This window comes from Labrys sp. Lb11, from assembly GCF_057554225.1.
Genome location: NZ_BAAJOT010000003.1, coordinates 440,272 through 466,713, shown reverse-complemented (window position 1 = coordinate 466,713; position 26,442 = coordinate 440,272). Strand labels below are relative to the sequence as shown.

General features: G+C 69.8%; 21 protein-coding genes. 9 read left to right on the top strand and 12 right to left on the bottom strand.

Going from position 1 to position 26,442, the window contains the following annotated elements; genetic code table 11:
- Positions 1-155: 155 nt before the first annotated feature.
- The 4 genes from AC27L4_RS11990 to AC27L4_RS11975 all read right to left on the bottom strand — a co-directional run bounded on the left by AC27L4_RS11990 (position 156) and on the right by AC27L4_RS11975 (position 5,071).
- Entirely contained in the window at positions 156-1,325 is a 1,170-nt protein-coding gene (locus AC27L4_RS11990; RefSeq protein ID WP_487142370.1) for a di-heme oxidoredictase family protein, read from the bottom strand.
- 14 nt (positions 1,326-1,339) lie between these two features.
- Positions 1,340-2,785, bottom strand: coding sequence for a multicopper oxidase family protein (locus tag AC27L4_RS11985; protein ID WP_487142369.1), 1,446 nt, complete (start codon positions 2,783-2,785; stop codon positions 1,340-1,342).
- Between the two features lie 186 nt (positions 2,786-2,971).
- Positions 2,972-4,258, bottom strand: coding sequence for an imelysin family protein (locus AC27L4_RS11980; protein ID WP_487142930.1), 1,287 nt, complete (start codon positions 4,256-4,258; stop codon positions 2,972-2,974).
- Between the two features lie 267 nt (positions 4,259-4,525).
- Positions 4,526-5,071 carry a hypothetical protein gene (locus tag AC27L4_RS11975; protein ID WP_487142368.1) on the bottom strand — a complete coding sequence of 182 codons (546 nt, stop codon included), beginning with the start codon at positions 5,069-5,071 and terminating at the stop codon, positions 4,526-4,528.
- Positions 5,072-5,374: 303 nt separating this feature from the next.
- Between AC27L4_RS11975 and AC27L4_RS11970 the strand changes: the two genes are divergently transcribed.
- Complete coding sequence (locus tag AC27L4_RS11970) at positions 5,375-6,469, top strand: caspase family protein (RefSeq protein ID WP_487142367.1); 1,095 nt, start codon at positions 5,375-5,377, stop codon at positions 6,467-6,469.
- Positions 6,470-6,504: 35 nt separating this feature from the next.
- On the opposite strand, the gene AC27L4_RS11965 is transcribed toward AC27L4_RS11970, so the two are convergent.
- The 3 genes from AC27L4_RS11965 to AC27L4_RS11955 are packed head-to-tail and all read right to left on the bottom strand — an operon-like array spanning position 6,505 to position 8,734.
- The gene (locus AC27L4_RS11965) at positions 6,505-6,912 is read right to left on the bottom strand and encodes a hypothetical protein (protein ID WP_487142366.1); all 408 of its coding nucleotides are present in this window, start codon (positions 6,910-6,912) and stop codon (positions 6,505-6,507) included.
- Positions 6,913-6,968: 56 nt separating this feature from the next.
- Positions 6,969-8,198, bottom strand: coding sequence for a BaiN/RdsA family NAD(P)/FAD-dependent oxidoreductase (locus tag AC27L4_RS11960; RefSeq protein WP_487142365.1), 1,230 nt, complete (start codon positions 8,196-8,198; stop codon positions 6,969-6,971).
- The gene (locus AC27L4_RS11955; protein ID WP_487142364.1) at positions 8,195-8,734 is read right to left on the bottom strand and encodes an NADPH-dependent FMN reductase; all 540 of its coding nucleotides are present in this window, start codon (positions 8,732-8,734) and stop codon (positions 8,195-8,197) included. The genes AC27L4_RS11960 and AC27L4_RS11955 overlap by 4 nt, the downstream gene beginning before the upstream one ends.
- A gap of 370 nt (positions 8,735-9,104) precedes the next feature.
- On the opposite strand from AC27L4_RS11955, the gene AC27L4_RS11950 reads away from it, so the two are divergent.
- The 6 genes from AC27L4_RS11950 to AC27L4_RS11925 all read left to right on the top strand — a co-directional run bounded on the left by AC27L4_RS11950 (position 9,105) and on the right by AC27L4_RS11925 (position 15,931).
- Complete coding sequence (locus AC27L4_RS11950; RefSeq protein WP_487142362.1) at positions 9,105-10,013, top strand: LysR family transcriptional regulator; 909 nt, start codon at positions 9,105-9,107, stop codon at positions 10,011-10,013.
- Positions 10,014-10,217: 204 nt separating this feature from the next.
- Positions 10,218-11,348, top strand: a complete 1,131-nt coding sequence (locus AC27L4_RS11945; protein WP_487142929.1) for an ABC transporter substrate-binding protein — start codon at positions 10,218-10,220, stop codon at positions 11,346-11,348.
- 281 nt (positions 11,349-11,629) lie between these two features.
- Positions 11,630-12,652 (top strand): ABC transporter ATP-binding protein, encoded by a 1,023-nt coding sequence (locus AC27L4_RS11940; RefSeq protein ID WP_487142361.1) that lies wholly within the window; start codon positions 11,630-11,632, stop codon positions 12,650-12,652.
- A complete protein-coding gene (locus AC27L4_RS11935; RefSeq protein WP_487142360.1) occupies positions 12,652-13,608 on the top strand; it encodes an ABC transporter permease in 957 nt (318 codons plus the stop codon). Before AC27L4_RS11940 ends, AC27L4_RS11935 begins: the two co-directional genes overlap by 1 nt.
- A 33-nt stretch (positions 13,609-13,641) precedes the next feature.
- Complete coding sequence (locus AC27L4_RS11930) at positions 13,642-14,448, top strand: ABC transporter permease (RefSeq protein ID WP_487142359.1); 807 nt, start codon at positions 13,642-13,644, stop codon at positions 14,446-14,448.
- Between the two features lie 52 nt (positions 14,449-14,500).
- Complete coding sequence (locus AC27L4_RS11925; protein WP_487142358.1) at positions 14,501-15,931, top strand: gamma-aminobutyraldehyde dehydrogenase; 1,431 nt, start codon at positions 14,501-14,503, stop codon at positions 15,929-15,931.
- A gap of 64 nt (positions 15,932-15,995) precedes the next feature.
- Here the strand turns inward: AC27L4_RS11925 and AC27L4_RS11920 are convergent, their stop codons facing one another.
- The 5 genes from AC27L4_RS11920 to AC27L4_RS11900 form a co-directional block, all read right to left on the bottom strand.
- Positions 15,996-18,092, bottom strand: a complete 2,097-nt coding sequence (locus AC27L4_RS11920) for a beta strand repeat-containing protein (protein WP_487142356.1) — start codon at positions 18,090-18,092, stop codon at positions 15,996-15,998.
- 124 nt (positions 18,093-18,216) lie between these two features.
- Complete coding sequence (locus AC27L4_RS11915) at positions 18,217-21,360, bottom strand: beta strand repeat-containing protein (protein WP_487142354.1); 3,144 nt, start codon at positions 21,358-21,360, stop codon at positions 18,217-18,219.
- Positions 21,361-21,553: 193 nt separating this feature from the next.
- Entirely contained in the window at positions 21,554-21,979 is a 426-nt protein-coding gene (locus tag AC27L4_RS11910) for a GFA family protein (RefSeq protein WP_487142353.1), read from the bottom strand.
- Between the two features lie 207 nt (positions 21,980-22,186).
- The gene (locus AC27L4_RS11905; protein ID WP_487142352.1) at positions 22,187-23,056 is read right to left on the bottom strand and encodes an ATP-binding protein; all 870 of its coding nucleotides are present in this window, start codon (positions 23,054-23,056) and stop codon (positions 22,187-22,189) included.
- Between the two features lie 255 nt (positions 23,057-23,311).
- Positions 23,312-23,473, bottom strand: coding sequence for a hypothetical protein (locus AC27L4_RS11900; protein ID WP_487142351.1), 162 nt, complete (start codon positions 23,471-23,473; stop codon positions 23,312-23,314).
- A 533-nt stretch (positions 23,474-24,006) separates the two neighbouring features.
- Between AC27L4_RS11900 and AC27L4_RS11895 the strand changes: the two genes are divergently transcribed.
- Together AC27L4_RS11895 and lhgO are read left to right on the top strand one after the other, a co-directional pair.
- A complete protein-coding gene (locus AC27L4_RS11895; RefSeq protein ID WP_487142350.1) occupies positions 24,007-24,774 on the top strand; it encodes a response regulator in 768 nt (255 codons plus the stop codon).
- Positions 24,775-25,012: 238 nt separating this feature from the next.
- A complete protein-coding gene (gene lhgO, locus AC27L4_RS11890) occupies positions 25,013-26,287 on the top strand; it encodes an L-2-hydroxyglutarate oxidase (RefSeq protein WP_487142349.1) in 1,275 nt (424 codons plus the stop codon).
- The last annotated feature ends 155 nt before the right edge of the window (positions 26,288-26,442 follow it).

Genomic DNA, 26,442 nt, shown 5'->3' with positions numbered 1-26,442 from the left:
GTCGCCTCTCTCGGGCGCGACATGGTCTGCCATGTTGTCGCGCCTATGGAAGCAAGCCCGGCCATGACGGTCGAAAGGGCGCGTTCGACGGACGACCGTAGCGAAGCGCTGATGTTCGGGCGGCGTCTCAACCTGTGGAGATCCAAGCGCATCGGTCAAAGGCCTTTCAGGTAGGATTCCAGCAGCGCCCGCTCGCCCGGCGGGGCCTGATCGTAGGCCCGTCGGGCGGCGGCGGCCTCGCCGCCATGTGCGGCGACGGCGCCGGCGAGCGAGACAGCGCGACCGTCATGCAACAGGGCGGCGCCGGCCGCAAGCCGGGCGCCGAGCCCGATCAGCGGCGCGGTGCGCCATTGCGACGAGGCGACGCCGGGCTCGGCCACGCCGTCGTCGAGGTCCGGACCCATCTCGTGCAGCAGGAGATCGGAGAAGACGGTGGCGGAGCGGCCCTGGCGATCGGCCAATACCGGCACGTGGCAGGCGGCGCAGCCCAGGCTCCGGAACGCGGCGGCTCCCGGCGCCTCGACCCGTGGTGGCGGAGGTTCCAGGCTCATGACGTAGGCCGATATGGCGGCCAGGATCGGAGCGGCGATTTCCGGCTCGCCGTGGTCCGAGCCGGTGGGGGCGGCGCGGCATTGCGCCTGGGCCGTCGTGCAGTCGCCGAACGGATCGGGATGCCTGGCGGTCGACAGTCCCATGTCGAGAGAGAAGGCGGCGGAAACCTGGCCTTCGACGTCGGCGTCGGCCGCCTTCCAGCCGAAGCGGCCGATGCGTCCGTCCGGCAGGCGCCTGGCGCGGCCTCCGCCCACCGCCTCGTTGGCAAGGATGGCGTCGTCGCCCAGCCGCGCAATGGCGCCGAGCCCGGCCAGGGCCGGCGGGCGGCGCAGGCCGATGCGCGTCGCCGGATCGAACGGTCCGTAGGCCAGGCCGGTGATCGTCACGGCCGGCCGGCCGGCGGTATCGGCGATGTCGGCCGTCCCTTCGCCCTGCAGTCCCGTGACGGCGAAGGGCTGAAGCTGGCGGCCGTAGACGGGATCGCCACCCTCGCCCTTGCCGAAGCGGACGACGCGGGTCGTCCCGGCGCCGCCGCCGGGGTGGCAGGCGGCGCAGGACGTGGCGGTGTAGAGCGGCCCGAGGCCGTCATTGGCCTTGGTCGAGGACGGCGCCGAAACCCATTGCCGCTTGAACAGTTTCTGGCCGATGGCGATCTCGAGCGGATCGGCGAGGGCCGGGGCGGCGAGGAGGAGCAAGACGATGGCAAGGCAAGGCGCGAGACCCCTCTCCCGGTCGGGAGAGGGGGCTTGGGCGTCGGTCGCGTCGCGCGGCATCGTCCCGTTCCGCATCACGCCACGCGGATGATGCCCATCATGCCGGTCTCCAGGTGCTCCAGGATATGGCAGTGGAACATCCAGTCGCCCGGGTTGTCGGCGACGAAGGCGAGGCGGATGCGCTCCTTGGTGGTGAGCAGCACCGTGTCGGCGCGGTGCACCGGCCGGGCGAGGCGCGAGCACTCCAGGACCTTGGCGCCGAAGCCGTGGGTGTGCACGGGGTGGACGTGCGGCGTCGTGTTCAGGAGCTCGAAGATATAGGTGCGCCCGCGCTGCAGCGTCGCCAGCGGCTGCGGCAGGCCGGCGGCGCCGTGGCCGGGCCAGGACTGCCGGTTGATCGCCCAGAAGGTGCGGCTCGACAGGCACAGATTGTCGGTCGGATCGAACACCCGGCCGTCCGGCAGCACGATCGGATCGGGCACCGTGCCGGCGACGCTCGAAGCGGAGAAGGTGAAGGGGATGGTCTGGGCGTTGGCGAGATCCGGCTCGGGCAGGCCGTGCGGCGGCAGCGCCGGCGGGGCGAACTCGCCGGTGGTGCGGGCCTCGCCGGTGGCGGTGAAGGTGGCGAGCGTCACCTGGTCGGCGCTGAAATAGTCGATCAGCCGCGCCGTGGCGCCGGGCTCGCGCAGGCGGATGGCGACGTCGAGGCGCATGCCCATGCCCATGCGCCAGCTCTCCAGGGGCATCGGGCCGACGGAAAAGCCGTCGACGGCGATGATGGCGGCCTCGGCGCCCTCGATGCCGACCTCCATGATCCGGGTCGGGTCGACGGCCAGGATGCGGATGCGGGCATAGTCGCCGGCCGGCACCGGGAAGTCCGGCTGGCGCCGGCCGTTGACGCTGCGCAGCGCGCCGAAGGTGCCGGCCTTGGCCGCGCCCTGTTCGGTGGTGAAGGGCAGGAAGTCCTGTTTCTCCGCGTCGATGCGCCAGTCGCGCACCGCAAGCACATGGTCGACGGCGTAGGTGGCGTTCTCGTCGTCGACGATCAGCAGGCCTTCCAGCCCGCGGCCGACCTGGCCGACCTCGTTGCAATGGGGATGGAAGAAGAAGGTGCCGGCGTCCGGCGGGATGAAATCATAGACGAAGTGTTCGCCCGGCCGGGTCGGTGGCTGGGTCAGCCAGGGGATGCCGTCCATGCCGTTGGCGATGCGCAGGCCGTGCCAGTGGATGGAGGTGTGCTCGGGCAGCCGGTTGGTGAGCGTGGCGCGGACCCGATCGCCCTTGGTGACGCGGATGATCGGAAACGGTGCCTCGCCGTAGAGCCAGAAGGGCAGGGGCTTTGCCGGAAAGGCGGGCAGGGTGTAGGGGCGCTCGTTGGCGATGAGCGAGACCTCGTGCGTCACCGGCGCTCGGCCGCTCCCGGCGTGGGCCGGACGGCGGCCGGCGAAGCCGGTCACGGCGGCGAGACCGGCACCGCCGGCGAGGGCGAGCGCCGAGCGGCGGGTCAGGGGGGAGATCATGGTTGCGCGTCCATCCGCGTGACGATCGGGCCGGCTTCCCGGTCGCCCCTTCGGGGGCGCCGGTGGCCGGCGAAGACTGGCTGCTTCGCCCCCCACAGGCTACCGCCTCCCCACCCGTCATGCGAGCAGGGCAGGCATGCGGCACGCCGTCGCCGGGCCGGTGCCCCGACGGCGTGCCGCGACGTCTCAGTTCACGTCCTTCAGGCTGTCCGAACCCTGCACCTTCACCTCGATGCCGAGCTTGGCGATGACGCCTTCGAGCGCCCGGGTCTGGGCGACCAGTCCGTCGACCAGAGCCTGGATCATCTGGTTGCCCTTCGGATTGTCGGCGGCGATCAACTGGTCCCAGCGCTGGCCCCGGGGCTTGTCCCCTTCCTCCTGCACCGTGACGAAGCGCCTGAGCGTCTCCGCCAGGGCCGCGTCGACGGCCGCCGAGCTCTTGGCGTCGGCTTCGGCGGCGAGCTTCTCCAGGCTGGGACCGCTCAACACCTTGCCGTCGCGGCCGGTATAGCTCGCAGTCCAGACGGCGATGATGCCGCGCTGCGAGTTCAGGTAGGAATGGTGGGTGTCGTCGGAGAAGCAGTCATGCTCCTCCTCGGGGTCGTGCAGCACCAGGCCGAGCTTGATGCGCTCGCCCGCCAGTTCGCCGAAGGAAAGCGAGCCCAGGCCGGTGAGGATGACGCCGAGGCCGGCCTTGTCGTCCTTGGCCTCCAGATCGGCGCGGGCCTTGCCACCCGGCTTCCACCAGTCGGCCATGTCGGCGAGGTCCGAAACCAGAAGATCGGTCGCGACCTTGAGATAGGCGGCGCGGCGGTCGCAATTGCCGTGGGTGCACTGGGTGAGCGAATAGTCGGTCCAGGGACGCTCGCCGGCGCCGGTGCCGGTGCCGTGCAGGTCCTGGCCCCAGAGCAGGAACTCGATGGCGTGCCAGCCGACGGCGACGTTGGCGTCGCTCGACATGGCGCCGTTGAGCTTGTCCTTGAGCAACTCGGGCGTGATCGTCGAGGCGTCGACCGTCTCCTTGCCGATCTTCAGCGTCTTGTTGGCGATGACGTTGAGCGTGTAGAGCGGGTTCTCGTCGGACTTGTCGCCGTAGGAGCCGGCGTCGACATAGTCGATCAGGCCCTCGTCGAGCGGCCAGGAATTGATGTCGCCTTCCCATTCGTCGACGATGGGGTTGCCGAAGCGGAAGGGCTCGCTGTGCATGTACCAGGGCCGGGCGTCGACCCAGGCCTTGCGGGCGGCGGCGAGCGTTTCCTCCGAGGGCTTCTCGATCAGCGCATCGACCGCCTTCTGCAGGTCGAGGCTGGCGGCATGGGCATCGCCGTACATGGCCTGGGCGATGTCGGCGTAAGTCTTCAGCACGTCCCGGGCCTTGGTCTCGGCCGAGGCCGGCGCGGCAGTCATCACGCCGGAGCCCAGCGCCATGACGCCGAGCGCCAGCGCGGCTCTCCTGGTCCAACCCATCTGCATCATCTTCTCTCCGTCGGTGCCGGACCGGCTGCGCAAGCCATGGAGGCAGGTCCGGTAAAGGCGTGATTCTTCTGTCGTCATTTCCGACCGGAGATGACGGCTGGTACGGCGCGTCAAGGGATAGTCGTCGAAGGCGAAGCACCGGTTCGCGGACGAGGCCTAAGCGAATTCTCCTGGAGCGACAAGATAAATCTACAGTTTTAAATCAGTCAAATCTGTACATGAAAATGACTCTAATCTGGAATTGGTCCAATAAACTATCGAACGTCAAGTATTGCCTTCCGATCGAGGCTGCGCGGCGTCCGGCCCCGCGCTCCGGCCGAGCATCATCTCGAAGGCATTGGCGCTGACCGGCGTGATGAACAGGCCGATGCGGGCCAGGGCCCGGGTCAGCGACAGGGTTGCCGCCAGGGCTTCGTCGGCCTCGCCGCCCTGCAGAAGCTCGGCTGCGGCGGCGCTCAGTTGCGCCGGCACGTTGCGCTGGGCGGCGTCGGCCATGGCCAGGATCAGGCATTCGTCGCGGCACAGCGCCCGGCAGGCGGCCGGCCGCCAGGCGAGGTCACGGGTCGCCGCCTCGCGCAGCGTGCGGACGAAATGATGGAACTCGCCGTAGAGCGGCTTGGCGTTGTCCGCCGGCATTTCCCGGCGCAGCGCCTCCCACGCGATGTCCCAGCAGGCGACGTCGCCGGTGGCGTAGCCCGCCATCCAGCAGCGATAGACGGTGAAGAACAGGTTCTCGGCCGCAGCGTCGACGTGATAGCCGATCGGGCGGGACGCCTGCGCGTCGTGGACGGTCTTGTCGTGGAAGCTCATCGGGTCGATCCTTCAATCCGCGAGGGTCAAGGCCTCGGCATCTGGGACGGCGCGACCACAGCACGATTCAGACGGCGCTGCAATAATTATCGAGATATTTCAATAGTTTATAATGGTTCTCATCTGTGTGCCGCGTCCTGGCACGGGGAATGCGGGGTGAGCGGGCATGCCCTGTCTGCTGACGCAGGGAAGCTGCCATGCCATGATCGCCGCCTGCGTCCCGGAGCCTGGGCAATGTCGCGTCTGTTGCTGGCCTTGATCGTGTTGTGTTGTCTTTCCGCCGCGGCCAGGGCCGAGCGGCGTGTGGCCCTGATCGTCGGCAATGCCGCGTACACGGATGTCGGTGCGTTGCGGAATGCCCGCACCGATGCCGAGGACGTCGCGAAGGCGCTCGCCGGGCTCGGCTTCGACGTGATCGACGGCTTCGATCTCGACGGAGCCGCCTTCACCCGGGCAGTCGGGAGCTTCGCGCGCAAGATCGAGGGCGCCGACGTGGCGCTGTTCTATTATTCCGGTCACGGTGTGCAAGTGAACGACCAAAACTATCTCATCCCGGTGGACGCGCGCGTAGAAGACGAGTTCGGGCTCAAGCGCGAGGGCGTGGCGCTTGCCGATGTCCTCAGCGAAATGGAAGGGCGGGCCAAGCTCAACCTGGTCTTCCTCGATGCCTGCCGCAACAATCCGCTGGCCGACCGGCTCCGGCGCCAGGCCAGGGCGGCAAACCGGTCGAGCAGCATCGGGCGCGGCCTGGCGCGCGTCGATATCGGCAGCCAGGATCTGCTGATGGTCTACGCCGCCGGGCCGGGCAAGGTCGCGGACGACGGTAGCGGACGCAACAGTCCGTTCACCGCAGCCTTCCTGCGGCACGTGACCGAACCGGGAGTCGAGATCGAGAGCATGATGAAGCGCGTCACCGCCAGCGTCCGAGCCGCAACCGGCGGCGAGCAGGAGCCTGAGCGCCTGTCGCGCCTGTCGTCCGAATTCTATTTCGTCAAGGCCGAGCCGCAGCTACCGGCACCGGCGGTGCCGGCGGACGATCCGGCCAGGGCCTTCGAGGCGGCGAAGGCAATCGGCACCGCGGCGGCGCTCGACGCCTTCCTGAAGTCCTTCCCGACGGGCGTCTACGCCGACTTGGCGCGGGCGCTGAAGACGGAGCTGGAAAGGAAGGCGACTCCGGCCCGGGTCGGCGCCGTCGAACCCGACGCGCCGGCGCCGGCCATCAAGCCCGCTCCCGTCGCTCCCGCGACGGCGCCAGTGGTCAGGCGTCCGCCGGCGAAGCGGCCGCCGCGCGTTGTGCAGCAGCGCCAGGCCAGGCCGCCGGCACCGCGCCCTCGCGCGCAGGCTCCCGGGACCGGTGCGAACTGCTTCCGGTTCAACGGAGTGCTTCAGTGCAACTGAGCGGCAGCGCCAGCCTCGGCTGACCCGGGGCGGGCCTATCTCACGGTTATGTCGTAGTCGAAGCGGACGGGAGCCGAGGTCGGCGTGCGCATGTCGACCGACATGGCATCGGCGCCCCGGTAGCCGGGAGCAGATTTGTAGTAGAGTTCCAGCACCTTGGTCGGTTTGCCCAGGCAGGCCCCGGATTTGCCGATCTGGGCCTGGCCGATGCGCCCGCTGGCAATCCGCGGAGTGACCGTGCCATGCGCCGGCTTGGTGACAATGTCGATGCTGATGTCGAGGAAGGAGCAGTCATCGTTCCAGCCGGTGTAATGGTCGATCTTGGTCGATCGACCGGTCGACACGGTCTTGGAGAAGGTCTTGGCGTCGACGATGGTGGCGGTGCCGAAGCCGGCCACGGCGGACAGAGCGGCGAACAATGCGAACCCGCGAACCCTGATCATGATGCACTCGTTTGGATGTCTAGCCTTGCAGACTATCCGAGGCTTCCCCACGGGAATCAAGCCGCCGGCCGCTGTTTCAGCCACGCAAGCGCTCCCCTGGCCGCGGCAATGCCGGTGGCGAAGCAGGCCTGCAGCAGGTAGCCGCCGGTCGGCGCCTCCCAGTCCAGCATCTCGCCGGCAATGAAGAGGCCGGGCCGGGCGCGCAGCATCAGGGCGTCGTCGAGCGCGGAGAAGGGCACGCCGCCGGCGGTGGAGATGGCGCGTTCCAGGCCGCGCACGCCGGTGACGGCGAGGGGAGCGGCCTTGATCAGGCGCGCCAGCGCGTCCGGCGCATCCGGCGGGTGGTTGCCGCTGGCCTCGCGGACCAGCGCCACCGCGACCGGTGGCAGGGCCAGCGCCTTGCGCAGGAAGGTGGCGAAGGACTGGCCGCCGCGCGGCCGCGTCAGCCGCCGCGCCACCTCCGCCTCGGCGAGGTCGGGCTTGAGGTCGACGGCGAGCGTCGCCGCGCCGGCGCCGGCGACGGCCTCGCGCAGGGCCGCCGCCAGGGCGTAGACCGCGCCGCCTTCGAGCCCGTGGGCGGTGAGCACCGCCTCGCCGCGTACGGTGCGGCCGTCGAAGGCGAGGGCGATGCGCTTCAGCGGTTCGCCGGTGAACTTCTCGCGGATCGCCGCCGACCAGCCGATCTCGACACCGCAATTGGCCGGGCGCAGCGGTGCCACCGCCACGCCGAGCGCTTCGAGGATGCCGACCCAGCCGCCGTCCGAGCCCATCCTCGGCCAGGATGCGCCGCCGAGCGCGAGGATCGTCGCCTGCGGCCTGAGCGCCAGCGGTCCGTTCGGCGTTTCGAACGCGAGCGCGCCGGCCTCGTCCCAGCCCGTCCAGCGATGGCGCGGATGCAGGGCGGCGCCGAGCCCGCCGAGGCGGCCCAGCCAGGCGCGCAGCAGCGGCGAGGCCTTGAAGCTCCCGGGAAAGACGCGGCCGCTGGAGCCGACGAAGGTCTCTTCGCCCAGGCCCTCGGCCCAGCGGCGCAGTGCCTCCGGCGGAAAGTCCCGGAGAAGGGGCGCCAGGGTCTCGGCTGCCGCACCGTAACGGGCGAGGAAACGGTCCATGTCCTCGCTATGCGTCAGGTTGAGCCCGCCGCGTCCGGCAAGCAGGAACTTGCGGCCGACCGAGGGCATGCGATCGTAGACGGCGACCGACCTGCCGGCGGCGCCGAGCGTCTCGGCTGCGATCAGCCCGGCCGGGCCGCCGCCGATGACGGCGATATCGGGAGATGCGTCGCTCATGCCGCCGGCCTCCCGGCGCTCACGACCGCCACCAGCTCCGCCAGGGTCTGGCGCAGGCTTGACGCCAGGGCCGGATCTGCCGCGATGCCGCGGCCGTCGAGCCCGCGCCCGCTGACGAAGAGCGTGATCGAGGCCGCCGCGACGAGATGGGTGTTCATCACCGTCAGCGTCTCGGTGAGCTGGGCGTGTGCGAAGAGGGAGCGCGGCGAGGGATTGATCAGGGCGACGGGCTTGTCCACCAGTTCGCCGCTGCCGACCACCCAGTCGAGCGCGTTCTTCAGGGCTCCCGGCACGCCATGGGCGTATTCGGGGCTCGATATCAGCACGCCGTCGGCGGCGCGCAACTCATCGCGGAAGGCGAGGACGGCGGGAAGGTCGACGGCGTCGTCGCGGTCGGGATTGAAGGCCGGCAGCTCCGCCAGGCCGCCGAAGCTGCGGATCTCGATCCCGGCCGGCGCCAGCAGCGCCATGGCTTCGAGGACGCCGGTGTTGGAGGATGCGCGGCGCAGGCTGCCGGAGATCGCGAGAAGGCGCATCGGCGGTTTCATCGACAGTCGAGAAAGAGGAAAGTGCGTGGTCGTCGGGCAGGACGCCAGGTCCTATGCCATGCCGGGGGGGCGTTTTGCCATCCCCTTCGCTCGACTATATCCAAAACCCGGCATGTCGGGCCAGGACGAGGTGCGAAAAAGCCTTCTCCGCGCAAGTCGGATGTTTCCGACTTGCTCTCTTGCATGCCAATCTCGAGAACACCCGAGATGGGTGGGGAGGAGTACGAGGTGGGGGCCACAGGATGGAGTTCGTCCTGCACGGCCCCCATCCCTTACCCTTCCCCACAAGGGGGGAAGGGATTGGCAGGCGTCGCGACCGATTCTCTTATTGTCCGACGGACCCTTAGCATCGGAGCCCATGGCCTTTTCCTTCCGCCAGATCCAGTATTTCGTCGCCGTCGCCGAGAACGGGGCGGTGTCGCGCGCCGCGCATGGGCTCTCCATCTCGCAGTCGACCGTCACTGAGGCGATCCGCGAGCTGGAGAGCGACCTCGGCTTTGCCCTCTTCGAGCGGCGCGCCAGCGGCGTGGACCTGACGCTGAAGGGCCACCAGTTCCTGCGTCACGCCCGCAAGATCCTGTCCGACATCGCCGATGCCCGCCGCGCCCTCAAGGACGAGGCAGCTCCCGTCGACGGGCGGCTGGCGCTGGGGGTGACGCCGCTGGTGGCCAGCTACGTGCTCTCCGACTTGCTCGCCCGCTTCCGCCGCGCCTTTCCGGGCGTGACGGTGGAGATCGTCGAGGATGGCCGCGACTATCTCGAGCATCTGCTGGTCGGCGGCGAGCTCGACGTCGCCGTGGTGCTGGCGGGGACGGAGAAGAACGAGCCGGCCTTCCATGTCGAGACGGTGGACGTGTCGCGCTACCGGCTGTGGCTGCCGATCGGCCACCGCCTGGCCGAGGAGGAGCGCATCGGCGTGGCGGATCTTGCACGCGAGCCCTTCGTGCTGCTGATCCTCGACGAGATCGCCGAGGCGGCCGAGGAGGCCTGGCGGCGTGCCCGCGTGCGTCCGCCGGTGGCGATCCGCACCCGCTCGGTGGAGGCGGCGCGCAGCCTGGTGGCCACGGGCGCCGGCGTCGCGATCCTGCCGGATCTGGCCTATCGCCCCTGGTCGCTGGAAGGCGACAAGATCGAAGCGCGCGACCTCAAGGAGGAACTGCCGCCGGTCGAAGTCGCCATCGTCTGGCGGAGGGGCTCGCCGCTCAGCCGGGTGGCCGGGCAGTTCGTCGCGGTGGCACAGACTTGGCGCGGCGGTCGGGGGCGATAGGTCGGCTCTCCCATCGGAAATCCCGATAGCTTCGATCTCTCGAATGGTGTGGCGCGGGGCGGGTGCCCCGAGTCATGGTGGGGTCATCGAAGCTGTCCAAGCAAGAGGTGGCCGTAGCGACAAGGCCGCCAGCCATCGTCTTCGAGGGGAGAGAGCACCATGCGATCACACGGACCTGTTGCGTTCCGCCTGGCGAACGTCGCCATGGCGGCGCTGATGAGCACCGCCATGGCCGTCGGCCCGGCCTTGGCCCAGGTCAAGGAACTCGGCAAGGGCGAGGGCCAGGTCGATATCGTCGCTTGGCCCGGCTATGTCGAGCGCGGCGAGACCGACAAGGCCTATGACTGGGTCACCGACTTCGAGAAGCAGACCGGTTGCAAGGTCACGGTGAAGACCGCCGGCACCTCGGACGAGATGGTGGCGCTGATGAACGAGGGCGGCTTCGACCTCGTCACCGCCTCGGGCGACGCCAGCCTGCGCCTTGTCGCCGGCAAGCGCGTCCAGGAGATCAACACCAGCCTGATCCCGAGCTGGAAGACCATCGACGAGCGCCTGCAGAGTGCGCCCTGGCACACGGTCGGCGGCAAGCATTACGGCGTGCCCTACCAGTGGGGGCCGAACGTGCTGATGTACAACACCGAGACGTTCAAGGAGGCTCCCAAGAGCTGGAACGTGGTGTTCGAGGAGCAGACCCTGCCGGACGGCAAGTCCAACAAAGGCCGGGTCCAGGCCTATGACGGCGCCATCTACATCGCCGACGCCGCGCTCTACCTCATGCACAACAAGCCCGAGCTCGGCATCAAGGACCCGTACGAGCTGAACGAGGACCAGTACAAGGCCGCACTCGACCTCCTGCGCAAGCAGCGCACCCTGGTCCAGCGCTACTGGCACGATTCGAACGTGCAGATGGACGACTTCAAGAATGAGGGCGTCGTCGCCTCCGGGTCCTGGCCGTTCCAGGTCAACCTCCTGCAGGCCGACAAGAAGCCGATCGCCTCGACCATTCCCGTCGAAGGGGCCACGGGCTGGGCCGACACCACCATGATGCATGCCGAGGCGGCCCATCCCAACTGCGCCTATATGTGGCTGGAACACTCGCTGCAGCCCAAGCTGCAGGGCGACCTCGCCGCCTGGTTCGGCTCCAATCCCTCGGTTCCCGCCGCCTGCAAGGGCAACGCGCTGCTGACGGACGAGGGCTGCAAGACCAACGGCTTCGAGAACTTCGACCGCATCAGGTTCTGGCGTACCCCGGTGGCCAAATGCGCCTCGCAGGAAGCCTGCGTGCCGTATTATCGCTGGGTCACCGACTACATCGCCGTGATCGGCGGCCGCTGAGGCGTCGTCTGGGAAGGCGTGCTTCACATCAGGTTCGTGTGGGCATCCTTTGGGCGACACGCGGTCCCCGTCGGATATGGCGCGACGCCGGCCGTTCCCCTCCCCCTTGCGGGGAGGGATAAAGGGCGGGGGTCCTTCAGGATTAGGCGCGCCCTACGCCAACGACCCCCACCCCCTTACCCCTCCCCGCAAGGGGGAGGGGAACGGCCGGCGTCGCGCCTGGAGCACTTACTTTCCGGACGATGCCGCAGGCATCGCGCCCGGCCCATGGGACCATCGCCATGTCTTCTCTCCAGCCTGCCGTGTCCTTCCGCGGTGTCGAGCGCCATTTCGGCCAGGTCAGGGCCGTGGACGGCGTCGACCTCGACATCGCGCCCGGCGAGTTCTTCGCCATGCTCGGCCCGTCCGGATCGGGCAAGACCACGTGCCTGCGCCTGATCGCCGGCTTCGAGCAGCCGACCGCCGGTCATATCCGCATCTTCGGCGAGGCGGTGGAGGGCATGCCGGCCTATCGCCGGCCGGTGAACACCGTGTTCCAGGACTATGCGCTGTTCCCGCACATGAACGTGCTGGAGAACGTCTGCTATGGCCTGATGATCCGCAAGGTGCCGCGGGCCGAGCGCGAGAAACTCGGCCGCGAGGCGCTCGGCCTGGTCAAGCTGGCGGCCATGGAGGCGCGCAAGCCCGGACAGCTCTCCGGCGGCCAGCGCCAGCGCGTGGCGCTCGCCCGCGCCCTGGTGGTGCGGCCCAAGGTGCTGTTGCTCGACGAGCCGCTCGGCGCCCTCGACCTGAAGCTGCGCGAGGAGATGCAGGGCGAACTGAAGGCGCTGCAGCGCTCGCTCGGCCTGTCCTTCGTGTTCGTCACCCACGACCAGGGCGAGGCCCTGTCCATGGCCGACCGGGTCGCCGTGTTCAACGAGGGCCGCATCGTCCAGGTCGCCAGCCCGCAGGACATCTATGAGCGGCCGCGCACCCGTTTCGTCGCCGATTTCGTCGGTGGATCCAATGTGATCGAAGCCGAGGCGGCGCGCGAATGGTCGGGCCAGGCCCGGCCCGCCAGCCTCAGGCCGGAGAAGATCGTGCTGCTGGCGCCGGGCGAGCCGGCGCCGGCCGAGCGCATCGTCGTCGACGGGCAGGTGGCGCAGACGCTCTACCAGGGCGCGATCAAGCGCGTGGAGATCGCCACGGCCCGTGGCCGCCTGTTCGCCGCCGTCCCGGCCGCCGGCAGCGCCGCGCACGAGCCCGGCACGCCGGTGCGGGCGGCGTTCGCGCGCAGCGCCCTGCATGTGATGGAGGAGGGGTGATGGCCGCCACGAACAGCGCCGCCCTGCCGGTCGCATCGCCGCCCGACGGCGCCCTGCGCCGGCTCTCCGACATCCTCGTCACCCGGCGCGGCTTCTACCTGATGCTGCTCCTGGTGCCGCCGCTGCTCTGGCTCGGCATCGTCTATCTCGGCTCGCTCTTCGCCCTGCTGGCCCAGAGCTTCTTCTCGATCGACGAGTTCTCGGGCACCATCGTCCGCGAGCCGACGCTCAAGACCTATGGCGAACTGCTGCAGCCGGCCAATCTCGACATCATCCTGCGCACCTTCGCGGTCTCGACCATCGTCACGCTGCTGTCGATCGTCATCGCCTTCCCGATCGCCTATTACGCCGCCCGCTACGCCAGGGGGCGGACGAAGGCGCTGTTCTACGTGGCGGTGATGATGCCGCTGTGGTCGAGCTATCTCGTCAAGGTCTATGCCTGGAAGCTGCTGCTGGCCAAGGAAGGCGCCATCGGCTGGTTCATGAACGCCATCGGCGCCGGTTCGGTGCTGGACGCCTGGCTGGCCCTGCCGGTCGCCGGCGGCCCGTCGCTGTCGGTCAGCTACACCGGCATGATCCTGGTGTTCCTCTATCTGTGGATCCCGTTCATGGTCCTGCCGATCCAGGCTTCCCTGGAGCGGGTGCCGGGCTCGCTGATCGAGGCGTCCGGGGATCTGGGCGCCAGTCCCGGCCAGACCTTCCGCGCCGTGATCCTGCCCCTCGCCCTGCCGGGCGTGGTCGCCGGCTCGATCTTCACCTTCTCGCTGACCCTCGGCGACTACATCGTGCCGCAGATCGTCGGGCCGTCCTCGCTGATCCTCGGCCAGGTCGTCTATGCCCAGCAGGGCACGGCCGGCAACATCCCGCTCGCCGCCGCCTTCTCGGTGGTGCCGGTGCTGATCATGGGCGTGTTCCTGACCGTCGCCAAGCGCATGGGGGCCTTCGATGCGCTGTGACCGCGCCGCCGCCGCGACGGTGGGAGGATGTCCATGACCCAGGCCCGCTCGCCCCTGGCGCTCCGGATCGCCGCCGGCCTCGGCCTCCTGTTCCTGCACCTGCCGCTGGCCTTCATCATCCTCTATGCCTTCACCACCGAGGATCGCAGCTACGCCTTCCCGCCGCCGGGCCTGACGACGAAATGGTTCGCCGTCGCCTGGAACCGGCCGGACGTGTGGGAGGCGCTGGCCCTGTCGGTCAAGGTGGCGGCGCTGTCGACCGCCATGGCGCTGGTGCTCGGCACCCTGGCCGCGGCCGCCCTGGCGCGGACGCGGTTCTTCGGCCGCGAGGCGGTGTCGCTCCTGCTGATCCTGCCGATCGCGCTGCCCGGCATCATCACCGGCATCGCCCTGCGCGCCGCCTTCAACCTGGCCGACATCCCGTTCTCGTTCTGGACGATCGTGCTCGGCCACGCCACCTTCTGCATCGTGGTGGTCTACAACAACGCGGTGGCGCGCTTCCGCCGCCTGTCGCCCTCGCTGGTCGAGGCCTCGATGGATCTCGGCGCCGACGGCTTCCAGACCTTCCGTCACGTGGTGCTGCCCTCGATCGGCACCTCGCTGCTGGCGGGCGGCATGCTGGCCTTCGCCCTGTCCTTCGACGAGGTCATCGTCACCACCTTCACCGCGGGCCAGCAGCGCACGCTGCCGATCTGGATGCTGTCGGAACTGATCCGGCCGCGCCAGCGTCCCGTCACCAATGTCGTCGCCGTCGTCGTCATCGCCGTCACGGCGCTGCCGATCCTGGCGGCCTACTACCTCACCCGCGAGGGCGAGCACGTGGCCGGCAGCGGCAAGTGAGACGCCGCGCCCCGAGCGCCCCGACCTTTCTTCGTCCCAGGAGGAAACAGCCATGCTCGATACGTCCATGCTCATCGGCTCCGGCTTCGTCGCCGGCACGGAGACGCCGGAAAAGGTGCTGAACCCCAAGACCGAGGAGACGGTCGTCGATCTGCCGGAGGCCTCGGTCGAGCAGGTGGATGCGGCCGTGGTCGCGGCCGAGAAGGCCTTTGCCGGCTGGTCGCGCACCACGCCGGCCGAGCGCTCGGCCCTGCTCCTGAAGCTCGCCGACGCCATCGAAAGGGATGCCGAGGCCTTCGCCACGCTCGAGGCGCTCAACTGCGGCAAGCCGCGCATCCGCGTGCTGCAGGACGAGATCCCGGGCGTGGTCGACTGCTTCCGCTATTTCGCCGGCGCGGTGCGCAACATGCACGGCGCCGTCTCCGGCGAGTACCTGGCCGGCCACACCTCGATGATCCGGCGTGACGCCATCGGCGTCGTCGCCTCGATCGCGCCGTGGAACTATCCGCTGATGATGGCGGCCTGGAAGCTCGGTCCGGCGCTGGCCGGCGGCAACACCGTGGTGATCAAGCCCTCGGAGCAGACGCCGCTGACGATGCTCAAGCTGGCCCGGGTGATCGCCGACATCTTCCCCGAGGGCGTGGTCAATGTCGTGGTCGGACGCGGCGAGACCGTCGGCAACGCGCTGATCCATCATCCCAAGGTGGCGATGGTGTCGCTGACCGGCGACGTCGCCACCGGCAAGAAGGTGCTGCAGGCCGCCAGCAAGACGGTGAAGCGCACCCACCTGGAGCTCGGCGGCAAGGCGCCGGTGATCGTGTTCGATGACGCCGACATCGAGGCGGTGGTCGAAGGCATCAAGGTGTTCGGCTACTACAATGCCGGGCAGGACTGCACCGCCGCCTGCCGCATCTATGCCGGCAAGAAAGTGTACGACAACCTCGTCGCCGACCTTGCCTCGGCGGTGAAGGGGCTGAAGTTCAACCAGGCCAATGACGACGAGAACGATATCGGGCCGCTGATCTCGGCGCGCCAGCGCTCGCGCGTCGCCTCCTTCGTCGAGCGCGCATCCGAGCAGAAGCACATCGCCATCGCCACCGGCGGGCGCGAAGGCGCCGGCAAGGGCTTCTTCTACGAGCCGACCGTGGTGGCCGGCGCGCTGCAGTCCGACGAGATCGTGCGCCGCGAGGTGTTCGGCCCGGTGGTGTCGGTGACGCGCTTCGACGATGTCGACGACGCGGTCGCCTGGGCCAATGACAGCGACTACGGCCTGGCCTCCTCGGTGTGGACGCGCGACATCACCCGGGGCATGGCGACGGCGGCGCGGCTGCAATATGGCTGCACTTGGATCAACACCCATTTCATGCTGACGAGCGAGATGCCGCATGGCGGCGTCAAGTCGTCGGGCTACGGCAAGGACCTCTCGATGTACGCGCTGGAGGACTACACCGTGGTCCGGCACGTCATGGTGAAGATCGGCTGACAGGAGAGCCCGATCGCAGGCGCTTCTCCGGGGCCGCCTCCGGCGGGAGGCGGCGCAGCGGGTCTCAGGAGAACAGGAAATCCTGCTCCTGGAGCGCCGCGAGGGAGACGTGGTCGAGGACCACGACGAGGCCGGTCCCGTCGGAGATGACGACGTTCGCGCCGACCTGCGCGATATGGCCGTTCGCCACCGCCTGCGCGAAGGTCTGGTCGGCAAAGCCGGACAGCGCGACGACGTCGCCCTGGGCCGTCGCGCCGTGCGCCTGGAACCCGCGGACGACATCGCGGCCGCCGTCGGCCGCCCTGAACACGAAGGTGTCGTTGCCGGCGCCGCCGACCAGGGTGTCGTCGCCGGCGCCGCCGTCGAGGCTGAGCGCGATCATGCCGGCCGGCACGGCGGATGCATCGATCGTATCGTTGCCGGCCCCGCCGGTGATCGCCAGGCGATCGAGGCTGTCGGCATGATCGACGTCGACGATCCCCGTCAGCCCGCTCACCGATGTCAGGCTGCCCGCGGCCGTGACCCGGATCCGGTCGCCGCCGGCCGTGCCGTCCACCGTCACCGTGTCGGCGGCGCCGTCGCCGGCCGTCGTTCCGAACGATGCGAGGTCGACGATGACGCGCTTGACGTCGGTGCCGGCGAGGTTGCCGATCGCGACCGTGTCGGCGCCGCCGAGCGTCGCGATCGCGACGCGCTCGACATGGACGAGGTCCATGGTGATGTTGGCGACGTTGCGGAACAGCGCCGCATGCCCGCCGACCGCCGAGAGGCTCAGGGACTCGGCGATGTTGGCGGTGGTGAACGAGAGCGTGTCGATGCCGTCCTGGCCGTCGACCACGTCGTTGCCGTCACCCGGGTTCCAGATGAACAGGTCGTTGCCGCTGCCGAGCAGGGCGAGGTCGTTGCCGCGCCCGCCGGTCACCGTATCGCTGCCCAGGCCGCCGATCAGCCTGTCGGCGCCGTCGCCGCCGACCAGGACGTCGTTGCCGCTGCCGCCGTCGATGACGAGCTGCGTCAGCGCCGCCAGGCCGTTGCCGGCACGGATCGCGTCGTTGCCGCCTCCGCCCGTGATCTCCAGGGTCTCGACGGTGCCGATGTCGAGATTGGCCCCGCCGGCGTCCTCGGCCAGGAACACGCGCGTGCCGTTGGCGAGGATGGTGACGGTCTCTCCCGTACCGGCGCCGCGGAACTCGAGCGTGTCGGTACCGCCTTCGCCGTCGATCGTGTCGCTGCCGTCGCCGGATGTCCAGATGAACCGGTCGTTGCCGTCGCCGAGCAGGGCGGCGTCGTTGCCGCGCCCGCCGGTCACCAGGTCGTCGCCGGCGCCGCCGATCAGCCGGTCGTCGCCGGCGCTGCCGAGCAGGGTGTCGTTGCCGTCGCCGCCGTCGGCCGTCAGCCTGATCCGGCCGACGCCGAGCGTGGAGGCGTCGATCGTGTCGGCGCCGCCGAGGCCGTTGATGACAGCCGTGTCCAGGCCGGCCTCGGCGTTCTCGATGGTCACGCGCTCGGACAGGCCGAGGATCACGACCGGGCCGCTGGCGCTGCCGATCCGGATCTGGTCGGCCGCGCTCGTGCCGTCCGCGGCCACGATGTCGGCTGCGCCGTCGCCCGCGCCGCCGACGGCCGCGAGGTCGACGACGACGTGCTTGACGCCGGTGCCGGCGAGATCGCCAACCGCGATGGTGTCGGCCCCGCCCAGGGTGTGGAGCTCGATGCGCTCCATGCTGCCGAGATCCATGGTGATGGCGGCGACGTCGCGGCTCAGCGCCGCCCGCGCGCCGTGCGCGGCGAGGGTCATGGTCTCGGCGATATTGGCGCCGTTGAAGACCAGCGCGTCGGTGCCGTCCATCCCGTCGACCACGTCGCTGCCGTCGCCGGGGTTCCAGGTGAACAGGTCGTTGCCGGCACCGAGCACGGCGACGTCGTTGCCGCGGCCGCCGAAGACCTGGTCGTCGCCGGCGCCGCCGAGCAGCACGTCGTTGCCGTCGCCGCCGAGCAGCATGTCGTTGCCGCCGCCGCCGTCGATCATGTCGTTGCCGCCGCCGCCGTCGATGACGTCGGGCGCATCGGACGGCCGCGGCGTGCCGGTCGCAGTGACGGTGGCGGAGACGAAGTCCGGGATGATGACCTCGTCGGCGACGGTTCCGGTGAAATTCGCCATGGGTCCGACCCTCCTGGTGGCGTGGGAGCGCGACGCTCCCGTGCGGAGCGCCCGCGGCTCGACGGGATGATAGCTGACGGAGGGCCGGGCGTCGCGAGCGGTACGCCCGGCCCTCCTCCCGCCCTCACACGACCAGGAAGTCCTGGGCAGTGAGGGCAAGGCCCGGCGCCAGGGTGGCGAACTGGGTCTGCCCGCCGGCGGCGCTGCCGTTGCTGTCGTAGATCAGCGCGCCTGTCTGGGCGTTGTAGATGATGCGGTCGCTGGCATCGTGCGCTGCCGCGCCGACGAAGAAGGCGTCGGCCGACAGCCCGCCGGTGGCGGTCAGCGCGGTGAAGACGGCGTTCTCCAGGCGGATGGTGTCGTCCTGCACGTCGAAGTCGGTGATCCGGTCGACGTTGGCGCGTTCCCTGAGGGCCGTGTTGAACACGAAGACATCCGTGCCGCCGCCGCCGGTGAGCGTGTCGTTGCCCGCCCCGCCGGCAATGATGTTGGCGCCCGCATTGCCGACGATCTCCTGCGCGAGCTCGTTGCCGGTCAGGTTGATGGCGGCGGTGCCGGCGGTGTTGGTCGTGGTCAGCCGCTCGATCGCCATGCCGGTGGCGAGCGTGTAGCTGACGCTGGTCAGCACCCGGTCATTGCCGTTGCCGGCGGATTCGAGCGTCATGTCGTCGACATTGTCGACGATATAGGTGTCGTTGCCGCCGCCGCCGGACATGATGTCGGCGCCGCCGCGGCCGTCGATGATGTTCGCAGCATTGTTGCCTTCGATTATCTGCGCGAACTCGTTGCCGGTCAGGTTGATCGCGGCGTTGCTGCCGAGGCCTCCCGCCGTGGCCATGCCTTCGATCGACTGGCCGGCGCCCAGCACATAGCTGACGCCGGCGTGCACGATGTCGAAGCCGCCGCCCGCGGCCTCGACGACCACGTCACCGGCATTGTCGACGATGTAGAGGTCGTTGCCGCCACGCCCCTCCATGCGGTCGGCGCCGCCCTTGCCGTCGAGGACATTGTGGCCGGCATTGCCGACGATGCGCTGGGCGAGCTCGTTGCCGGTCAGGTCGATCGCGGTGGTCTCGTTGCTGTTGGTGGTCGCAAGGAGCTCGATCGACTGATGGGCGCCGAGCGTGTAGCTGACGCTGGTCAGCACCCGGTCATTGCCATTGCCGGCCGCCTCCACGACGACGTCGCCGACATTGTCGACGATGTAGGTATCGTCGCCCCCGCCGCCGGCCATCGTGTCGGCGCCGCCCCCGCCGTCGAGGACGTTCTTGCCGGCATTGCCGATGATCTGCTGGGCGAATTCGTTGCCGGTGAGGTTGATCGCGGCGGCTCCGGCGCTGGCGGCGACCCGCAACTGTTCGACCTCCACCCCGGCGGCGAGCTGGTAGCTGACCGAGGCGGCCACCCTGTCGTTCGCTCCCCCGCCAACCCGTTCGCGGATGACGTCGCCGGCATCGTCGACGACGTAGAGATCGTTGCCGCCGCCGCCGGTCATGACGTCGGCGCCGCCCTTGCCGTCGAGGATATTGTCCGCCTCGTTGCCGACCAGGGCCTGGGCGAACGCATTGCCGGTCAGGCGCGTGGCGGCGCTGCCGCTCACCGCCGTGAGCGTCTCGATGTGCTGGCCGGCCGCCAGGGTGTAGTTGACTTTGGCGAGCACGGTGTCGGTGCCGCCGTTCGCGGCCTCCAGCACGACGTCGGCGGCGTTGTCGACGTGATAGGTGTCGTTGCCGGCCAGGCCCCGCATGATGTCGGCACCGGCCCCGCCGTCGATGACGTTGGCCTGGCCGTCGCCGGTGATCTTGTCCGCCTGGGACGAGCCGACGACGTTGCGGATGCGCAGGAGGGTGTCGCTGCCCTGGCCCGTTGCCTTGCCGGCCGAGAGGTCGACATCGACAGCCAGGGAGATCTTGCCGAAGGAGGCAGTGTTGATGCCGGTGCCGCCGTCCAGCCGGTCATTGCCGAGGCCGCCGTCGAGGATGTCGTTGCCGGTGCCGCCGTTCAGGATGTCGGCGGCGGCCCCGCCGATCAGCCTGTCGTCGCCGCCGAGGCCGGAGATCGTCGAGCCGTCGGCGCGGCCGACGATGGTCTCGCCCCGCTCGGTGCCGAGGATCGCCGCGTCGCGCGGGTCGATGATGCGGTAGACGAGCTCGTCGACATTGGTCGAGTCGCCGGTCTCGCTGACATAGGTCAGGATCACCCGGCCGTCGGCGAGCGTCGCCATGTCGAGCTGGAACAGGCCCTGGTCCCCGGCCTGCTCGATATGCACGGTGTCGCCGATGCGCGTGAGCACGGAGTCGGAGCCGGGATCCGGCCGGTCGAAGCTGAAGCGTTGCAGGAAGACGTCGAGATCGGCCGATCCGTCGCTTTCCTGGCCGTCGCGGTTGGTCCAGGCGACGATGAAGCCGCCATCCTTCAGGGCCGTGATCTTCGGCACCAGGGCGCCCGCCGTGCCGGCGACCGTCACCGTGTCGCCGTCGAGCTGGCCCGATGCCAGCACGTGGCGCATGGCCAGCCCCCCGGCCTGCTGCCAGACGATGACGCAGGACCCGTCCGCCAGGGTGGTGACGTCGGGGATGCCGGCATTGGCGCCAGCGGAGCTGATCGGCACGGGACCGGAATCGAAGCCGCTCGGGGTGACGATGTGGAAGCGGACGTCGCGCGCGCCGGTCGACGTGTCGACGTTCTCGTAGGCGACCACGACGTTGCCGTTGGCCAGCCCCGTCACCGCGGCATTCTGCTGGGTCTGGCCGGGCTGGGCGCCGACGAAGATCTGATTGCCGGTCGGATGGCCGGTCGCGTCGACGAAGCGCAGCACCGTATGGGAGTTTATGCCGGCGCCGGCCACCCCATAGGCCACGACTGAGCCGCCGCCGGCCACGGCGGCGCTGTCGACCAGGATCTCAGTGCGGGCATCGACCGCGATGGGCGAGCTGTCGCCGTCGGGCGTGGAACCGGGCGGAACGTCGTGCCAGCGCACGTCGCCGTTGCCGGCGGCGTCCAAGACGCTGTAGGTGACCGTCACCGCGCCATTGACCTGCTGGACGACGTGCGGATTGATCAGGGGCTGCGTGGTGGCGTTGGAAACGCCGGAGAGGAGGTTGACGGCGGTGACCGTGCCGGACTCGTCGAGATGGCGGGCGAAGAGGTCGGTGCCGTCGTCCCAGGCCAGCACGAAGGTGTCGTCGGCCAGCGCCGTCACCTGGATCCCGCCGAAGGGCTCGGATGCGACGGTCGCCTGACCGCCGATGGTTGGCGTCGTTGTCATGGAGGTGTCCTTGGAATCCGCCGCGGGTGCCGGCGCGTCGAGGCGGCCAGGCTCCGGGCCTTGCATGAACCGGGATGAATCGGAGGGCTCGCGCGGGCTGGTGGAGCGCGCGCGTCGACTTGCAGGAGGGGGAGGGGTGGGTGGCGGTCCGATATCGCCCGTCGGTGCTACGCCGTCCCGGTCGGGGCGAGCGCTACTCCGCCATCATCTCGCCGGATCCGCCGAACTCGGCGGGAAAATCCTTGAGCTTGGGCAGGCCGTCACGCATCGGCAGCACCGTCTCGGCATAGTTGACGTGGACGGCGGGCTTGAAGTCGAGGCCCGGGATCGTCGCCGCGAACACGTCGACGAGGCCGAGCGGAGGATGGTCGGTCATCAGATGCCCGCCGCACCTGGCGCAATATTGGCGCAGGCTGACCGGGGTCTTGCTGTAGGTCGCGACATGTTCGGCCCCGGATGTGACCCGCACCGCCCCCGGCTTCCACAGGCTGAAGGCGTTCACCGGTCCGCCGGACCACGAACGGCAGGAACGGCAATGGCAGTAGCCCATCGCCTCCGGCGCTCCGTCCACCTCGATCTCGACTGCGCCGCAAAAGCAGCTTCCCGACAATTTGGCCATGATAAGATCGTCCCAGACAGTATTTTTGACACAATGCTCTTCATCGCACGCATGTCGAGCGGTAGATGCAAAGCGTGGCGGCGTGACGCTACGATATCATTTCAAAGGCGCGATATTGCGCTACGCCCGTAACATATCGGACAGGCCCGGCGCAGTGCCGCCGCGATGCCTCCGGCACGCCGGCGATGCCGGACGGCATCGCCGGGCTCAAGGCTGCACGTCGTCCGCCGGCGGCGCCGGCATGGTCTCCTCGTCGGTTGCCTCGGCCGCGGGCAGCCACGCCTCGAAGCGGCTGCCCTGTCCCGGCCGGCTCAGCACGTGCATCGCGCCGCCATGGCCGTGGACGATATCGCGGACGGTCGCCAGGCCGAGACCGGTCCCGCCCGGCCTCGTGGTGAAGAAGGGCTCGAACAGGCGCCGGGCGATGCCATCGCCGAAGCCGTGGCCGCGGTCGGCGACGCAGAGGCCGACATAGCGGCCCGGCGTCAGCTCGCCATGGCTGGTGCGCATCGGCGTCGGGACGTGCCGTCGCTCGGCTGCGAGCCGGATGCAGCCGCGCCCTTCCATGGCTTGCGCCGCGTTGGCGCAGAGGTTGAGCAGGACCTGCTGCAGCTGTGCCGGTTCGCCGGACACCGCCAGGGCCGGCGGCACCGCCCCGACCAGGAAGCCGATGCCGGCGGGCAGGGAGGCATGCAGCAGCGAGGTCGTCTCATCCAGCAGCGCGCCAATTCGGACCGGGCGCGGGCAGGGCGGGCTGCGCCGGCCGAAGGCGAGGATGGCGTCGACGAGGTCGCGCCCGCGCTCGGCCGCCTGGCGGATCTCGCCGACATGCTGCGCGGCCTTGGTCCCGCGCGCCAGATGCGGCTCGACCATCTCGGAATAGCCGAGGATGGCGCTGAGAATATTGTTGACGTTGTGGGCGATCCCGCTCGCCAGCGATCCGAGCGCCTGCAGGCGCCGGGCGTGGTCCTGACCTGCCGGCTCGACCGGCCGGTCGCAGCCGACCGCCTCGCGCCCGGCGGCATTCGCCGCAGCCGGCCAGGCGTGCAGCCGGGCGTGATGCTCGTCGAGGGCCACTAGGCGCGTCCCGCGCCGAACGTGGCCGGCCCTCGGCCCGGCATCGTGGTGCCGAAGCGCATCCCCGGTGGCATGGCGACGCCGGTCCTGCGCGACTGCCCTCCGATCTTCTGATTGATGGACATGGCGCCCTGCTCGCGTGGCCGACGGCGTATGAACACGCGGGATGGAGATTTATTCGAGGCCGGCCCGGTTCGGGCGTCAGGTGCTCGAATGCTCGTGGCGAGGATGATCGGCGTTGCGGCCGACGCCCGCTCAGCGTGGGCCGGGCTCGCCGTCGTCGCCGACTGCCCGCGGGCCGTCGCGCGGCACGAGGCGCCAGCGCCGGTGCGGGCCGTCGGGAGGGCCGCGGCCGAGCCCCATATCGACGAGGTCGTGATCGCTCATCGCCATGAGGCGGGCATGGTCGCGCCGCATCCGACGCCGCCGGGCCATCGCGGCGGCAAGCGTGGCCAGGAGGGAGAGGAGCCGCCCGCCCGGACCCGCCGTGCCGTCTGGCTGCCGGCAGGCGGGGACGCCGAGGACTGCTCGGCGCGCATTGCGTCCCGCGCGTGCGGACGGGAGAGCGGGAGCCCTGCCGGACCGGCGCTCACCGCGCCGCATGAGTCGATCGAATCTGCCATGGCGATGGTCGCTCCTTGGACCGGCGTGTTCTCCCGAGCGGGCGCAGGCCTGCGGATCGGCCCCCGACCGTCAGGCTCGCGGCCTCGTGCTACAGAAGTGTTTCAGCCGTGGGCCATCGCGTTACGGCGGTAACGCGGTAACGTGCCGAGGCCCGCCGCATACCCCGTCATGGGTATTGGCATGGGCGGCATTCGTGCCTATCCGTGGCATGACGATCAACGCAGCGTAATTGCCGTGAAACGTTCGAGCACCACGAGGGTCTGCCGCAGCATCGCATGTAACCGGCGAGACAGCCTGGTGCGGCGTCACTGCGGTAGCTGGGCGGCATGAGCCAGGTATCATTGCAGGAGCGGGCTCCCCATGGCGGCAGCGATCGCCAGGTGTGCGTCCTCGTCGTCGAGGACGACCCGGCCCTGCAGCGCATGATCCGGACCTATTTCGTCGAGAACAGCATCCGCGTCCTGGTGGCCTCCAACCGCCACGAGATGACTTGCGTCCTCGAAAGCGCGGACGTGAATCTGATGATCCTCGACCTCCGGCTCGGCCAGGAGGACGGGCTGGATCTGCTGCGCGAGATCCGGTCGAGCTCGGACCTGCCGGTGATCCTCACCAGCGGTCATCACCGCGACGACATCGACCGCGTCGTCGGGCTGGAGCTCGGCGCCGACGACTACCTGACCAAGCCGTTCAATCTGCGCGAGTTGCTGGCGCGTGTCCGCGCCGTGCTGCGCCGGATCGAGGGCGGGCGGAGCGCGCCGGCGGCGCGCGATCCGGCGAACCGACGCTTCCGCTTCGGCGGCTGGCAGCTCGACCTGCGCACCCGGCGTCTTACCGATCCGGACGGGATGCCCGTGGCGCTGACCAGGGGCGAATATTCCCTGATGCTGGCCTTTCTCGATGCGCCGCAGCGCCCGCTCAGCCGCGAGCATCTGCTGCAGGCCACGCGCGTGCACGAGGATATCTTCGACCGCAGCATCGACGTCCAGATCCTGCGCCTGAGGCGCAAGCTCGAACGCGCGCCGGGCGCGCCGCGCGTCATCCAGACCGAGCGCGGCGTCGGCTACGTCTTCGCCGCCTCGGTCGAGCGGGCCTGAGCCCGGCCGGTCGGCAAATCCGCCCGGCGACCGGATCCGCGCCGCCCTCGTGTCATTGTCGCGGCGTTCGTGATATCGGGAGGTGCAGCGCTCCGGCCGGCCTCGTCCTGGGCGGCCCTGCCAACCAGGCCTGTCGGACCATGGGCGAACCCAATCTGCTTCCCGGCGTCGGCGCGGTCATCCGGCGATGCCTCGCGCCCGCTCTCGCCGCCGGCCGGATCACGACCGGAGAGAGCCGATGACGGATGTCGATATCTGCATCGTCGGAGGCGGCATCGTCGCCTTGTCGACCGCCATGCAGCTCCTGGAGCACTATCCCGGCCTGGCCGTCGCCGTGCTGGAGAAGGAGGCGGAGCTCGGCCGGCACCAGACCTCGCACAACAGCGGCGTCGTGCATGCGGGCGTCTACTACAAGCCCGGCAGCCTCAAGGCCGAGTTCTGCCGGATCGCCGTGCCCGCGACCCTGCGGTTCTGCCGCGAGCACGCCATCCCGGTCGAGCAATGCGGCAAGCTCCTGGTCGCGACCGATGCGCTGGAACTGGAGCGGATGGGCGAACTGGAGGCACGCAGCCGCCAGAACGGGCTGGCGATCGAGCGGCTCGACGCGCCGGAACTCGCCCGTCGCGAGCCGCGGATCGCCGGGCTCGGCGCGCTGTTCGTGCCGGTGACCGGCATCGTCGACTGGCGCCGCGTCGCGCTGGCCATGGCCGAGCGCTTCCGTCAGGCCGGCGGCACCATCCTGACCCGGCACGAGGTGACGGACATCCGCGAGGGGGCGAACGAGGTGACGGTGGCCGCCGGCGACCGGACATTGCGCGCGCGCCATCTCATCGCCTGCGGCGGGCTGATGGCCGACCGCCTCGCCAGGCTCTGCGGCATCGACACCGATTTCAGGATCGTCCCCTTCCGAGGTGAATATTTCCGGCTGCCGGCGTCGAAGGACGACATCGTCCGGCACCTGATCTACCCCATCCCCGACCCGGCCATGCCCTTCCTCGGCGTGCATCTGACACGCATGATCGACGGCTATGTCACCGTCGGCCCGAACGCGGTGCTCGCCCTCGCACGCGAGGGCTATCGCTGGCGCGACGTCGACCTGCGCGACATGGCCGACACCCTGGCCTTTCCCGGCTTCTGGCGCATGCTGCGCCGCCATTTCGGCGCCGCGATGGCCGAGTTCGGCAGTTCCCTCAGCCGGCGGCGCTATCTCCAGCTCTGCCGCAAATACTGCCCCGAGCTGACGCTCGACGACCTCCAGCCCTATCGCTCCGGCGTGCGCGCCCAGGCGATGCTGCGCGACGGCACCCTGGTGCACGACTTCCTGGTGCGCAGGACCGCGCGCACGCTGCACATCTGCAACGCGCCTTCGCCGGCCGCGACCTGCTCGCTGCCGATCGGCGCCCACCTGACCCGCCTCGCCGGCGAGAGCTTCGGGCTGGGCCTGCCGAGATCGGTCGAATCCGGGCTGATGCCGGCGGTCGCCGCCCTGGCCGCAAATGCGGCGAGAGCCTGACGACGGCCTTGTCCGGCGACGCTTGCGGCAGGCCGCGCGTCGGGAGGCGCCGTCCGGCGGCGTGGCGTCGCCGGACCGCCGGGGTGTCACGGCCCGGCCCGGCGGGGCCTGTTCGTTCGCGGCAAAGCGCGCCATGATGCCTCCGCGAACAAGGA

What these genes read in the sequence shown, in the direction of transcription:
- AC27L4_RS11990 (WP_487142370.1), bottom strand. Translation starts at nt 1,325, where the DNA reads ATGCCGCGCGACGCGACCGACGCCCAAGCCCCCTCTCCCGACCGGGAG.
- AC27L4_RS11985 (WP_487142369.1), bottom strand. Translation starts at nt 2,785, where the DNA reads ATGATCTCCCCCCTGACCCGCCGCTCGGCGCTCGCCCTCGCCGGCGGT.
- AC27L4_RS11980 (WP_487142930.1), bottom strand. Translation starts at nt 4,258, where the DNA reads ATGCAGATGGGTTGGACCAGGAGAGCCGCGCTGGCGCTCGGCGTCATG.
- AC27L4_RS11975 (WP_487142368.1), bottom strand. Translation starts at nt 5,071, where the DNA reads ATGAGCTTCCACGACAAGACCGTCCACGACGCGCAGGCGTCCCGCCCG.
- AC27L4_RS11965 (WP_487142366.1), bottom strand. Translation starts at nt 6,912, where the DNA reads ATGATCAGGGTTCGCGGGTTCGCATTGTTCGCCGCTCTGTCCGCCGTG.
- AC27L4_RS11960 (WP_487142365.1), bottom strand. Translation starts at nt 8,198, where the DNA reads ATGAGCGACGCATCTCCCGATATCGCCGTCATCGGCGGCGGCCCGGCC.
- AC27L4_RS11955 (WP_487142364.1), bottom strand. Translation starts at nt 8,734, where the DNA reads ATGCGCCTTCTCGCGATCTCCGGCAGCCTGCGCCGCGCATCCTCCAAC.
- AC27L4_RS11950 (WP_487142362.1), top strand. Translation starts at nt 9,105, where the DNA reads ATGGCCTTTTCCTTCCGCCAGATCCAGTATTTCGTCGCCGTCGCCGAG.
- AC27L4_RS11945 (WP_487142929.1), top strand. Translation starts at nt 10,218, where the DNA reads ATGGCGGCGCTGATGAGCACCGCCATGGCCGTCGGCCCGGCCTTGGCC.
- AC27L4_RS11940 (WP_487142361.1), top strand. Translation starts at nt 11,630, where the DNA reads ATGTCTTCTCTCCAGCCTGCCGTGTCCTTCCGCGGTGTCGAGCGCCAT.
- AC27L4_RS11935 (WP_487142360.1), top strand. Translation starts at nt 12,652, where the DNA reads ATGGCCGCCACGAACAGCGCCGCCCTGCCGGTCGCATCGCCGCCCGAC.
- AC27L4_RS11930 (WP_487142359.1), top strand. Translation starts at nt 13,642, where the DNA reads ATGACCCAGGCCCGCTCGCCCCTGGCGCTCCGGATCGCCGCCGGCCTC.
- AC27L4_RS11925 (WP_487142358.1), top strand. Translation starts at nt 14,501, where the DNA reads ATGCTCGATACGTCCATGCTCATCGGCTCCGGCTTCGTCGCCGGCACG.
- AC27L4_RS11920 (WP_487142356.1), bottom strand. Translation starts at nt 18,092, where the DNA reads ATGGCGAATTTCACCGGAACCGTCGCCGACGAGGTCATCATCCCGGAC.
- AC27L4_RS11915 (WP_487142354.1), bottom strand. Translation starts at nt 21,360, where the DNA reads ATGACAACGACGCCAACCATCGGCGGTCAGGCGACCGTCGCATCCGAG.
- AC27L4_RS11910 (WP_487142353.1), bottom strand. Translation starts at nt 21,979, where the DNA reads ATGGCCAAATTGTCGGGAAGCTGCTTTTGCGGCGCAGTCGAGATCGAG.
- AC27L4_RS11900 (WP_487142351.1), bottom strand. Translation starts at nt 23,473, where the DNA reads ATGCGGCGCGACCATGCCCGCCTCATGGCGATGAGCGATCACGACCTC.
- AC27L4_RS11895 (WP_487142350.1), top strand. Translation starts at nt 24,007, where the DNA reads ATGAGCCAGGTATCATTGCAGGAGCGGGCTCCCCATGGCGGCAGCGAT.
- lhgO (WP_487142349.1), top strand. Translation starts at nt 25,013, where the DNA reads ATGACGGATGTCGATATCTGCATCGTCGGAGGCGGCATCGTCGCCTTG.